Origin of the sequence: Pediococcus parvulus, assembly GCF_007990205.1 — a bacterium.
GTDB classification, from domain to species: domain Bacteria; phylum Bacillota; class Bacilli; order Lactobacillales; family Lactobacillaceae; genus Pediococcus; species Pediococcus parvulus.
Genome location: NZ_BJWE01000003.1, coordinates 43376 through 55705 on the forward strand (window position 1 = coordinate 43376; position 12330 = coordinate 55705).

Genomic DNA, 12330 nt, shown 5'->3' on the forward strand with positions numbered 1-12330 from the left:
CCACATGGCAAGATTATATCGAGCTGATCGTCTTGGTCAGGAAATAGAGAAAGAAATTAGTGATATTATTCGTAAACGTGTTCGTGATCCACGCGTGCAGGGTATCACCATCACTGGTGTTAATGTGACTGGTGATCTTCAGCAAGCAACTGTTTACTATAGTATTTTGTCAGATAAGGCTTCCGATGGTGAAAGAGTTGCCACCGGTTTGCAAAAAGCTAAAGGCCTGATTCGCAGCGAATTGGGTTCTCGTCTGTCAATTTATAAAACTCCTGAATTAATTTTTGAACGTGATGCCTCAGTTCAATATGGCGATCGTATTGATAAGTTGATCAATAAACTTAATTCAGAAGATTAATCGATTTCGTTTATAAATACGCAAAAGAATGGTCTGGAATTTAATGGCCATTCTTTTTTTGATGCCAAAATTCAAAGGAAACGGCGAAGCTATGCTATAATTTAAAGCAGTAAAAAATGGAGGTCGTTTTATATGGATGGCATAATTCCTTTGTATAAACCGCGGGGCATGACAAGTTTTGATTGTGTCGCCAAAATTCGCGGTATTCTTCATCAAAAAAAAGTTGGCCATAGTGGTACATTAGATCCTAATGTAGACGGAGTTTTGCCAATCTGTGTGGGGAAAGCCACTAAAGTTGTAAACTACCTAATGGCATCAGGTAAGGTTTACGAAGGGGCTGTAACTTTTGGTTTTTCTACAACTACTGAAGATTTAGATGGTGAAGTTATCAAGAAACGAATTCTTAGTCAGGCTTTTTCTGATACTGAAATTGATATGGCTATGCTTCGGTTAACTGGTGAGATTACTCAAATACCACCAATTTATTCTGCAATTAAAGTTAATGGCAAGAAGTTATATGAATATGCACGCCAGGGTATTGAAGTTGAACGACCAAAACGTCAAATAACAGTTCATACGTTTGAACGACAAGCCCGGTCCGTTTTCGATAAGATCAATGGTACCCAAACTGTTAATTTCAAAGTTGTGTGCAGTAAAGGGACTTACGTTCGGACGCTGGCGGTGGATCTGGGTGAGATTTTAGGTGTGCCGGCAGTTATGTCAAAATTAACTAGGCTAAGTAGTGGCGGGTTTAAATTAGATGAAACGGTGACTTTTGCTCAGTTGGAGTCGGCTGTTGAAACTAATACGATCGATACTTTGATTCGGCCCCTTGATCATGCGTTAAAAAATTATCCGCATTTTGAACTGAATGCCGATCTTTGGCGGAGAGTTCAAAACGGTGCTATTTTACAGGGAAGTAATTTTGATCAGCCGAAAAATGCAGCCCCTGTATTGGCATTGACTTTTCACGATCGGGTCCAAGCACTATACCAATATGATGAAAAACGGGTAGCTTATCGGCCGATGACCATGTTATTAACCAACTAACTAAGAGAGTTTTGAGAACGTGATATTTAGAATTATTGGGAGGATTTTATGAGAATTATTTATTTACATCATCCATATGAGACTCAAGAAATTCCTCATGGAGATGTTGTTTTGGCAATGGGATTTTTTGGTGGCGTTCATCTTGGCCATCAGGCAGTTATCAAGTGTGCTCGCAAGGAAGCCGATCAAAGAAAATTACCGCTTGCAGCAATGACTTTTGACCACCACCCGTCTGTTGTTTTTCCGAAACCAGGACTAAATGGTTTACATTATTTGACCTCAGTTAAACGAAAAGCTGAGTTAATGACTAGTTTGGGTGTTGATTTTTTATATGTGGTCAGTTTCACATCCACTTTTGCGCATTTAACTCCTCAAGAATTTGTGGATCAATATATGGTTAATCTGCATGCAAAAGCAATCGTTGCAGGTTTTGACTATACTTACGGGCCACGTGAAATTGCGGATATGACTCATTTACCAAGTTATGCCAAAGATCGTTTTGATATCGTGACAGTAAACGAATTTTTATTAGACGGTCAAAAAGTTAGTTCAACCAAAATTCGTGATGATTTAAAGAAAAGTGATGTGGATCATGCCAACAAGTTCTTAGGATATGTTTACCAAACTAGTGGATTAGTAGTTCATGGTGAAGCTCGGGGACGAACACTTGGATTTCCTACGGCAAATGTATTGTCAGATCCATGGGTACGAATTCCGGGGATTGGAATTTATGCTGTTCGGATCAAAATTGGCACAAAATGGTGGCCAGCGATGGCTTCTGTTGGCCGTAATGTCACGTTTGGAGAAAATCGTCCGATCACGTTAGAAATCAATATTTTTGATTTTGATCAGGAAATATATGGTGAAGTAGTTTCCGTAGAATGGTATCACTATGTGCGTGGTGAAATAAAGTTTGCGAATGCTGACAAATTAATTGAACAATTAAAGGCCGATGAAAAAAACATCCGGCAATATTTTGCGAATTTAAATAATGGAAAATCAAATTAATGTAGATGCATTTTTCAGTTAATACCTTGCCATTGAAATCTGATTTAAATCAGAACGTAAAGTATCAAAAAATGCTGTAGCACCTTGGACGAAATCTCTTAATACAAGCAAAAAAGTAGGCTTTTAAAAAAAGAATAGTACAAATATCAAAAAATGTTTGACTAATGTTGACATTTGAAAGAACATTTGTTATCTTTAATAGTGTCTTAGCACTCCAATGTGCTAAGTGCTAAAAGAGGTGATGGTTTTGCTGACAGATAGGGAGTTATTGATTTTACAAGCAATCGTTCAGATCTATACGAGTGATGGTCAGCCAGTAGGTTCAAAAGCTTTAGTTAGCCAATTACCGATGCATGTGAGTTCGGCAACAATTCGTAATGAGATGGCGACGCTGGAAGAAATTGGGTTGCTTAAGAAAACTCACTCTTCGTCCGGTCGAATTCCTTCGATCCAAGGCTATCGCTATTATGTTGACCATTTGTTGAAACCTGATAAAGTTCAATCGAGTGATTTGCGACAGATACGTTCTTCGTTTAATCATCAGTTTCAAGAAATTGATGATATCGTTGCCGAATCGGCGGATATGCTTTCTAAGTTAACTAGCTACACTGCCTTTACAGTAAAGCCTGAATTGAAAGATGCAAAGCTTGAAGGGTTCAGATTGGTTCCATTAGGAAATCATCGTGTTATGGCTATTTTGGTAACTGACAATGGTGACGTTCAGAATAGAACTTTTAAGGTGCCTTCAAACGTTGATCCTGAAGCTTTAGAAGCAGTTATTCGGATCATTAATGATGAATTAGTTGGTTTAACGTTGTCAGAAGTTTTCAAAAGATTAGCAACGGATATTCCGAATCAAATCGGAAAGTACATTGAAACGCCAGAGGGTTTCTTGGATGTTTTCGAAGATGTTTTGAAAAAATCAGCAACTGAACGATTCTTTGTTGGTGGGCAGCTAAATTTACTGGATTTTTCCAAGCAGCATGATTTGGGTGCAATTCGATCTTTATATCGTTTGATGAACCATTCGACGGATCTTGCCAGCGTTTTGGGTTCGCCAGATCAAAATATTAAGGTTCAAATCGGTAATGAAATTACTAATAATCTGTTAAAAAATTATAGTTTGATTACAGCAACTTACGATGTTGATCAACATGGTAAAGGTGTTATTGCAGTTTTGGGACCAACGAGTATGCCATATTCCAAAATGATTGGGTTGGTTGGTGCGTTCCGAACAGAGTTAGCAAGAAGATTGATAGATTATTACCACGATATTGATGATAGTTGAGAGGTGTGAACATAGTGGCAGAAGACAAGAAGACTGAAAAGATCGATGAAACGGTCGAAAAACAAACAAAAGAAACAAAAAAAACTAAAGTTAAACCTGATAAAAAAGTAAAGGGCGAAAAAAAGTCCAAGAAACAATCAAAAACGGCTACCCAGATTGAAGAGTTAAAAAAACAAATTACCGAATTGAATGGTAAAGTTGATGCTATAACTGATCAATACATTCGTGCTAAGGCTGAAACGGCCAATATTCAAAAACGAAATGAAAAAGAGCAGGCAAACTTGGTTAAGTATGACGGTCAACACTTAGCCAAAGACATTTTACCAGTGATTGATAATCTTGAGCGTGCTTTGGCGATTGAGGTGTCTGACGAAAATGGAAAGCAACTGAAAAAGGGTATTCAGATGGTTTTTGATCACATGAATAAGGCCTTAAAAGACAATCATGTAACTGAGATTGAAGCAGTTGGTCAACCATTTGATCCACACATTCATCAAGCCGTTCAAACGGTGGCTGTTGAAGAAGGCGGCAAAGCTGATCAAGTAGTGAGTGTCCTGCAAAAGGGATACATGCTAAAAGATCGTGTTTTACGGCCTGCAATGGTTGTTGTGTCACAATAAATTAAAAAGAGGGATAATAAAATGGCAAGCAATAAAATTATTGGTATTGATTTAGGAACAACAAATTCCGCGGTTGCAGTCCTCGAAGGAGACAAACCAAAGATTATTACTAACCCAGAAGGTAGTCGAACAACACCTTCAGTGGTTTCATTTAAAAATGGCGAAACTCAGGTTGGAGAAGTAGCTAAACGACAAGCAATTACTAACCCGGATACAATCGTTTCCATCAAACGTCATATTGGTGAAAAGGGTTATACAGTTAGTGCTGGTGGCAAGTCTTATACACCACAAGAGATTTCAGCAATGATTTTGGAATATCTGAAACATTATGCTGAAGATTATCTTGGTGACACTGTTGAAAAAGCAGTTATCACTGTACCGGCTTATTTTGATGATTCACAACGACAAGCAACTAAAGATGCGGGTAAAATTGCAGGTTTAGACGTTGAACGAATTATCAATGAACCTACGGCATCTGCTTTAGCATATGGACTCGACAAGCAAGATAAAGATGAAAAAGTCTTAGTTTATGATCTTGGTGGTGGTACTTTTGATGTTTCTATCCTTGAATTAGGGGATGGTGTTTTCCAAGTACTTTCTACAAATGGTGATACACATCTTGGTGGTGACGATTTTGATCAAAAGATCATTGATTGGTTAGTTGATGACTTTAAGAAAGAAAACGGTGTTGACCTTTCTCAAGACAAGATGGCTTTACAACGTTTGAAGGATGCTGCTGAAAAGGCTAAGAAGGACCTTTCTGGTGTAACTGAAGCCCAAATCAGTTTACCATTTATCTCAGCTGGAGCTAACGGTCCCTTACATTTGGAAAAAACTTTGACGCGTGCACAATTTGATCAAATGACTTCTGACTTAGTTGCTCGAACAAAGACCCCTGTTGATAATGCCTTACGTGACGCTGATCTTTCTGCAAGTGATCTTGATGAAATCATCCTTAATGGTGGTTCTACTCGTATTCCTGCAGTTCAAGAAGCTGTTAAAAACTGGACTGGAAAGGAACCTAACCATTCAATCAACCCTGATGAAGCGGTTGCCATTGGCGCTGCCGTTCAAGGTGGTGTCTTAACTGGTGACGTTAAAGATGTTGTTTTACTTGATGTCACACCACTTTCTTTAGGTATTGAAACTATGGGTGGTGTATTCACTAAGTTGATCGATCGTAATACAACCATTCCAACTAGCAAATCACAAGTGTTCTCTACTGCTGCCGATAGTCAACCAGCCGTTGATATTCATGTGTTACAAGGTGAACGTCCAATGGCTGCTGATGACAAGACGCTTGGAAGATTCCAATTGACGGATATTCCACCGGCACCACGTGGTGTTCCTCAAATCGAAGTTAAATTCGATATTGATAAAAACGGGATTGTTAATGTTTCGGCAACTGACAAGGGCACTGGTAAAAATCAAAAGATTACTATCAAGAGTTCTTCAGGTCTTTCTGACGAGGAAATTGATCGAATGATGAAAGAAGCTAAAGAAAACGAAGCTGCTGATGAGAAACGTAAAGAAGAAGTTGATCTTAAGAACGAAGTAGAACAATTAATCTTTACAACTGACAAGACTTTGAAAGAGCTTAAAGGCAAAGTATCTGAGGATGAGATCAAGAAGGCAAAAGATGCTGAAGATGCTTTGAAGAAGGCTCAAAAAGATAATAATGTTGAGGATATGAAGACCAAGAAGGACGACTTGAATAAGATTGTTCAAGACCTTTCGGTAAAATTATATCAACAAGCACAACAACAGGAACAAGCTAAGGGTGATCAAAAAGATGGTTCAGCTTCATCTGATAAGAAAGATGATAAAGGAACTGTCGATGGTGACTTTGAAGAAGTAGATCCTGACAAAGACAAAAAATAAGTGATTGAATTGCTTGATTGTTAATAAAAAGTCAAAGTCATATCGACTTTGGCTTTTTATTACATTTGGTCTATGATATTCTAAGTTTATCGATAAAAATGGAGGATCATAATGGCGGAGAATAAAGATTACTATGAAACCTTAGGGGTATCCAAAGATGCATCTGCCGATGAAATTAAAAAGGCATACCGAAAATTATCAAAAAAGTATCATCCTGATTTGAATAAGGCTCCTGGAGCTGAACAGAAATTCAAAGAAGTAAATGAAGCTTATGAAGTTTTAAGCGACGATCAAAAACGAGCTCGTTATGATCAGTATGGTTCAGCTGATGCAAATGCTGGATTTGGTGGTAACGGTGGTTTTAATTCTGCTGATTTTGGCGGATTTGGTGGTAGTGGCGGCGGGTTCGATGACATTTTTAGCCAGTTTTTTGGTGGCGGTGGTCGAGGTCGTAGTGCACAGCCAAATCAACCTCAACAAGGTGAAGATCTACAGTATCAAATGGACCTTACTTTTGAAGAGGGTGTGTTTGGCAAAAAAACTACAATTAAGTATAATCGAGAAGCACTTTGTAAGACATGTGATGGCTCTGGTGCAAAACCTGGAACTTCACCAGTTACTTGTGCAAAATGTCATGGTGCCGGTTATATTCAAGTAACTCAAAATACACCTTTAGGTCGGATGGTTTCACAACAAGTTTGTGACGTTTGTCATGGAACTGGTAAAGAAATCAAAGAAAAATGTCCAACTTGCCAAGGAACTGGTCATGTAAATGAACGTCATGAAGTCAAAGTGACAGTTCCTGCAGGCGTTGAAGATGGTCAACAAATGCGATTACAAGGTCAGGGTGAAGCAGGTACAAACCGTGGTGGCTATGGTGATCTGTTCATTATCTTCCGTGTAGCACCAAGTAAAGTGTTCAAGCGTGAAGGTGCTGAAATCTATCTGGATAAACGAATTAGTTTTGTCCAGGCAGCTTTGGGTGACGAAATCCAAGTTAAAACGGTTCATGGTGATGTTAAGATGAAAGTACCGGCTGGAACTCAAACCGGGACGACCTTCCGTTTGCGCGGAAAAGGTGCCCCTCGTTTAAGAGGTAACGGTAATGGTGATCAGCAGGTTACGGTCATTGTTGAAACACCAAAGAATATGAATGCAGAACAAAGAGAAGCTATGCGGGCATTCGCTAAAGCTGGCGGCGAAAAGGTTTCTGGTTCAGGTAAGAATGGATTTTTTGATAAATTTAAGTAGTATCTTAAACACGAACAAGATGGTGAACTTTGACAAGCAAATTAATTTTCTTAATGACGCTTGTCTGCCATTTAGTTTCGTGTTTTTACTTTTTGGCAAACAGGTTTGAAAATGAAATAATTGAGATTGGCTTCAAACGTTGCTATAATAGGATGAATGAAGTTATATGAAAGTGGGATTTAAAATGCCTGAATACAAAGATTTGAAGGATCGCCAGCAACATATTCGAAACTTTTCGATTGTTGCCCACATTGATCATGGGAAATCCACTCTGGCAGACAGAATCCTGGAATTGACGGATACAGTTGCAAAACGAGATATGCAAGATCAATTACTCGATTCAATGGATTTGGAGCGTGAACGAGGAATTACAATTAAATTAAATGCGGTCGAATTGCATTACAAAGCCAAAGATGGGGAAACATACATTTTTCATTTAATTGATACTCCTGGTCATGTTGATTTTTCCTACGAAGTTTCACGAAGTTTGGCAGCTTGTGAAGGTGCCATTTTAGTTGTTGACGCTGCTCAAGGTGTGGAAGCACAAACTTTAGCCAACGTCTATTTAGCCTTGGATGATGATTTGGAAATTGTTCCGGTTATCAATAAAATTGATTTGCCATCGGCTGATCCAGAACGGGTTCGAACTGAAATTGAAGATGTCATTGGATTAGATGCGTCTGATGCTGTTCTTGCGAGTGCCAAGAAAGGTATCGGTATTTCAGAATTATTGGAACAAATTGTGGACAAAGTACCGGCCCCTGAAGGTGAATTAGATGGTCCTCTGAAGGCCTTAATTTTTGATTCGAAGTACGATGACTACCGTGGGGTTGTGTTGAGTATTCGTTTGTTTGAAGGTATGGTGAAACCTGGTGACCATATTCGCTTAATGAATAGTGGTAGCGAGTACGAAGTGACGGAAGTAGGGGTGAACTCACCCAAACCGATCAAACGCAATTATTTGATGGCCGGTGATGTTGGTTATTTAACGGCTAGTATCAAAGATATTAAAGATACCCGTGTTGGTGACACAGTGACAGGAGTGAAACAACCGGCTAAGGAAGCTTTACATGGTTACCGGGAAATGAACCCGATGGTCTATGCCGGCTTGTATCCAACCGATAATGCGAAGTTTAACGATTTACGGGAAGCTCTTGAAAAATTACAATTAAATGATGCAGCGTTAGAGTTTGAGCCTGAATCGTCACAAGCCTTAGGATTTGGTTTCCGTTGTGGTTTTTTAGGTCTCTTGCACATGGACGTTGTTCAGGAGCGTTTAGAACGTGAATTTAACTTAGATCTTATTACGACGGCACCATCTGTTACCTATCATGTAGAATTAACAGATGGTAGTGAACTGGTCGTTGAAAATCCTTCTGAGATGCCTGATGCGTCAAGTATTAAAGATGTGAAGGAACCGTTTGTCAAAGCGTCAATAATGGTGCCTAACGACTATGTAGGTCCAGTAATGGAATTATGCCAACATCGTCGAGGGGTGTTCGACACCATGGATTATTTGGACACCTACCGGGTAAACGTGGTGTACTACCTGCCACTATCTGAAATTATTTTTGACTTTTTTGATAAGTTAAAGTCAGGGACACATGGCTATGCTTCGTTGGATTACGAATTGGAAGATTATCGGCCAAGTGATTTGGTAAAAATCGATATTCTCTTGAACAGTAAAAAGGTTGATGCGTTGAGTTTTATTGCTCATCGTAATTTTGCCCAACAGCGTGCAATTGAAATTACTGGTCGGTTGAAGAAAATTATTCCACGTCAAAACTTTGAGATTCCAATTCAGGCTGCCATTGGTGTAAAAATTATTTCACGAACGAATATAAAGGCATATCGAAAAGATGTCACATCTAAAATTCATACAGGTGATCCTGATCGGCGTGCTAAACTTTTGGACAAACAGAAACGCGGGAAAAAACGCATGAAAGCTGTAGGGACTGTGGAAATTCCGCAAGAAGCTTTCATGGCCGTTTTGAAGACAGATACCGAACAAAATGATAATAATTAAAAGATAAATAGTGAGTGGTCATTAAGTATAATTCATTAAATTCACTTACAACGGGTATTAAATAAGTTCATCAAATTGGTTTACTTTTTTTGAAGAATAGCTTAATATAATGATTAACTAGAATTGAGTCAAGGGGCTTTAAGCAAATTTTTTGGAGGTGTTATTTATTTTAAAGCGAACGAAACAGTTCATGAACTCCAATAAATATAAGTATGAAAAACATTATATCAGACCATTAATGACTCCTGAAAGTGTTTATGTTTTTAAGTTTGGAAAAGAAGATTTGAATAATCGCTTGATTATCAAGTATTCCCATACCTGGACAGGACGAATTAAGATTAACGAAATTGATTTGCGCCTGCATAAACAGCAGCATCCTCGAATCTTTAAACGTGAATCTGATCTAATTAAGTATTTGAAGCAGCACGTGAACCAAAAGGCAAAAGGTCGATTGAAGACTAATAAAATCGAACCTGACGAGAAAAAAGAATCAAAGTAAGCAAAACAAACGAGTGATGGCAGACGTTGCCAGTCATTCGTTTTTTTGTGGAGCAGGATTATTGTCCAATTTAGTTGACGTTCGATAAATTAAAGAGTATCTTAGCTGTAATGAAACCTTTAAAGATGTCCTGTGAGACTTCGAAGGTAGTCTAGAATAAATTAAGTCTAACTATTATTCTGAACCCCTTTGAGTCGAACAACTCAAAGGGGTTTTAATATATTAGGAGGATTTTAAATGGCGAAAACAAATGAGTTTCACAATGATGATGTCGTTTTGGATATTCATGATCGACCAACATTAGGACACTGGATTGGTTTATCAATTCAACATATGTTTGCAATGTTTGGCTCAACTGTTCTAGTTCCTATTTTGGTGGGCTTGAATCCTGGGATTGCGCTTTTTAGTTCTGGTGTCGGCACCCTAATATACATACTTATTACAAAGGGTAAGATTCCAGCTTATATGGGTTCAAGTTTTTCATTTATTGTCCCAATGGTTGCTTTAATGAAAACAACGGGATATCCCGGTATTGCACAAGGAACGGTGGCTGTCGGGTTAGTATACTTGATTGTTGCCTTAATCGTAAGTTTTGTAGGTTCTGAATGGATTAACAAAATTTTGCCACCCATTGTTGTCGGCCCGATCGTAATGGTGATTGGCTTATCATTAGCCGGAACGGCCGCGACTGACGCTACCATGCGCACACTTGCTTCTGGTTCAACCACTTACGATTGGCGATATTTCGCGGTTGCAATGATTACACTATTAGTTACGATTGGATTTAACATGTACCTGAAAGGATTTATTAGTTTGATTCCAATTCTTTTGGGAATTGTTGTAGGCTACGTGGTTGCTGTTTTGTTCGGGATTGTAGACTTCAGCGGTGTTCTGGCAGCTTCTTGGTTTTCATTACCAAAATTTCAAGTCCCATTCTTAACTTATCGTTTTCATTTTTATTGGGGCGCGGTTTTGAGTTTGGCGCCGATTGCGTTTGTGACAATGACTGAACATACTGGACATATTATGGTCCTCAACAAACTGACTAAACGGAACTTCTTTGAAGATCCTGGATTAAACCATACTTTGGCTGGTGACGGGACCGCATCTCTTATTGCTGGATTTGTTGGTGGCCCACCTGTTACAAGTTATGGTGAAAATATTGGTGTTTTGGCAATCACCAAAGTCCACAGTGTTTATGTTTTGGCTGGTGCCGGAATGTTTGCAATTATATTTAGTTTTATTGGTAAACTGAGTGCCCTAATTCAAAGCATTCCTTCACCTGTAATTGGCGGAATAAGTTTTCTTTTGTTCGGAACAATTGCTTCCAATGGACTACGGGTATTAATTGATGAGAAAGTAGATTTCAATATTAAACGTAACCTCATGATTGCTTCAGCTATCTTGGTTATTGGGATTGGAAATGCTTATCTGCAGTTGGGACAGTATCGGTTTTCAGGTTTAGCCGTTGCAACAGTTTTAGGAATTGTACTAAATTTGGTCTTACCACAAAAGGCTGCTAGTGAAAAAGAATTTGATGATCGAAAAGCTAAATAATGATGCTTTAATTCAAATTTAAAACTAAAGAGTTTGGTCCTTTACTAGGATTAAATTCTTTTTTGCTTTCTATGAAGTTAAAGCTGTAAAATACAAGTAGCATAAATTAATCGTATAGATTGGTGAGTTTTAGATGACAACAAGTTTTGAACAGGTTCAACATTTTCTCCTTAGCGGAAACACAGCAGATATTGCTAAGAAATTATTAGGCAAAAAAATTTGTTTTGAAACCGAGCTTGGGATGTTGAGTGCCTACATTGTTGAAGATGAGGCATATATCGGTCCTAAAGATCAAGCGGCGCACGCTTTTCAAGGACACCGGACGCCTAAAAATGAACCACTTTATCATGAAGCTGGTACCATTTATATTTACCAAATGAGAACGCAATTGCTCTTGAATTTGATTACTCAAAAAGTTGACGATCCTCAGGGTGTTTTAATTCGTGCCGTACAACCTGCGGAGGGATTATCTCAATTTCGTAAGAATCGAAAAGTGCAACAGCCATTTGAACTCACCAGTGGACCTGGAAAATTAATGCAAGCCTTTGGCATCCCTAAGTCTTTAAAGGGGACTCGTTTGAATGAGGGTTCCTTAAGCTTAGATCTTGAAGACTTTAAAACGGCGACACATATTATTCAGAGTGGCCGGATTGGGGTTCCAAATAAAGGTGCTTGGACGTCTGAACCGTTACGATACTTCGTAGCGGGGAATCCTTATGTATCAAAAATGAGGAAACGTGATATTGAGTTTAAAACGTACGGTTGGCAATAACATTTAAGGAGATTGATAAC

Annotated in this window: 11 protein-coding genes; all 11 read left to right on the forward strand. The window is 38.6% G+C overall.

All coding sequences use genetic code 11. The features are described from left to right. Positions 1 to 4: 4 nt before the first annotated feature. The 11 genes from rbfA (at position 5) to PPA04_RS01635 (ending at position 12310) form a co-directional block, all read left to right on the forward strand. Positions 5 to 358 carry a 30S ribosome-binding factor RbfA gene (gene rbfA, locus PPA04_RS01585; protein ID WP_057782683.1) on the forward strand — a complete coding sequence of 118 codons (354 nt, stop codon included), beginning with the start codon at positions 5 to 7 and terminating at the stop codon, positions 356 to 358. Between the two features lie 132 nt (positions 359 to 490). Further along, positions 491 to 1408 carry a tRNA pseudouridine(55) synthase TruB gene (gene truB / locus PPA04_RS01590; RefSeq protein ID WP_057782685.1) on the forward strand — a complete coding sequence of 306 codons (918 nt, stop codon included), beginning with the start codon at positions 491 to 493 and terminating at the stop codon, positions 1406 to 1408. Positions 1409 to 1456: 48 nt separating this feature from the next. Then, positions 1457 to 2416: a riboflavin biosynthesis protein RibF gene (ribF, locus tag PPA04_RS01595; protein WP_057782686.1), complete on the forward strand. Its 960-nt coding sequence runs from the start codon at positions 1457 to 1459 to the stop codon at positions 2414 to 2416. A 247-nt stretch (positions 2417 to 2663) separates the two neighbouring features. Continuing rightward, positions 2664 to 3704 carry a heat-inducible transcriptional repressor HrcA gene (hrcA, locus tag PPA04_RS01600; protein WP_307723900.1) on the forward strand — a complete coding sequence of 347 codons (1041 nt, stop codon included), beginning with the start codon at positions 2664 to 2666 and terminating at the stop codon, positions 3702 to 3704. Positions 3705 to 3718: 14 nt separating this feature from the next. Next, positions 3719 to 4324: a nucleotide exchange factor GrpE gene (gene grpE, locus PPA04_RS01605; protein WP_057782690.1), complete on the forward strand. Its 606-nt coding sequence runs from the start codon at positions 3719 to 3721 to the stop codon at positions 4322 to 4324. Between the two features lie 21 nt (positions 4325 to 4345). Further along, positions 4346 to 6205 (forward strand): molecular chaperone DnaK, encoded by a 1860-nt coding sequence (gene dnaK, locus PPA04_RS01610; protein WP_057782692.1) that lies wholly within the window; start codon positions 4346 to 4348, stop codon positions 6203 to 6205. 111 nt (positions 6206 to 6316) lie between these two features. Further along, positions 6317 to 7456 (forward strand): molecular chaperone DnaJ, encoded by a 1140-nt coding sequence (dnaJ, locus tag PPA04_RS01615; RefSeq protein WP_057782694.1) that lies wholly within the window; start codon positions 6317 to 6319, stop codon positions 7454 to 7456. Between the two features lie 184 nt (positions 7457 to 7640). Further along, entirely contained in the window at positions 7641 to 9482 is a 1842-nt protein-coding gene (gene lepA, locus PPA04_RS01620; RefSeq protein WP_057782751.1) for a translation elongation factor 4, read from the forward strand. Between the two features lie 166 nt (positions 9483 to 9648). Further along, a complete protein-coding gene (locus tag PPA04_RS01625) occupies positions 9649 to 9981 on the forward strand; it encodes a hypothetical protein (RefSeq protein ID WP_057782754.1) in 333 nt (110 codons plus the stop codon). 237 nt (positions 9982 to 10218) lie between these two features. After that, positions 10219 to 11538 (forward strand): uracil-xanthine permease family protein, encoded by a 1320-nt coding sequence (locus PPA04_RS01630; protein ID WP_057782696.1) that lies wholly within the window; start codon positions 10219 to 10221, stop codon positions 11536 to 11538. Between the two features lie 133 nt (positions 11539 to 11671). Further along, positions 11672 to 12310 carry a DNA-3-methyladenine glycosylase gene (locus PPA04_RS01635; RefSeq protein ID WP_057782698.1) on the forward strand — a complete coding sequence of 213 codons (639 nt, stop codon included), beginning with the start codon at positions 11672 to 11674 and terminating at the stop codon, positions 12308 to 12310. Positions 12311 to 12330: the final 20 nt, after the last annotated feature.

Excerpts from the sequence above, each read along its gene's own strand:
- rbfA (WP_057782683.1), top strand. The coding sequence starts at position 5 with ATGGCAAGATTATATCGAGCTGATCGTCTTGGTCAGGAAATAGAGAAA.
- truB (WP_057782685.1), top strand. The coding sequence starts at position 491 with ATGGATGGCATAATTCCTTTGTATAAACCGCGGGGCATGACAAGTTTT.
- ribF (WP_057782686.1), top strand. The coding sequence starts at position 1,457 with ATGAGAATTATTTATTTACATCATCCATATGAGACTCAAGAAATTCCT.
- dnaK (WP_057782692.1), top strand. The coding sequence starts at position 4,346 with ATGGCAAGCAATAAAATTATTGGTATTGATTTAGGAACAACAAATTCC.
- dnaJ (WP_057782694.1), top strand. The coding sequence starts at position 6,317 with ATGGCGGAGAATAAAGATTACTATGAAACCTTAGGGGTATCCAAAGAT.
- lepA (WP_057782751.1), top strand. The coding sequence starts at position 7,641 with ATGCCTGAATACAAAGATTTGAAGGATCGCCAGCAACATATTCGAAAC.
- PPA04_RS01630 (WP_057782696.1), top strand. The coding sequence starts at position 10,219 with ATGGCGAAAACAAATGAGTTTCACAATGATGATGTCGTTTTGGATATT.
- PPA04_RS01635 (WP_057782698.1), top strand. The coding sequence starts at position 11,672 with ATGACAACAAGTTTTGAACAGGTTCAACATTTTCTCCTTAGCGGAAAC.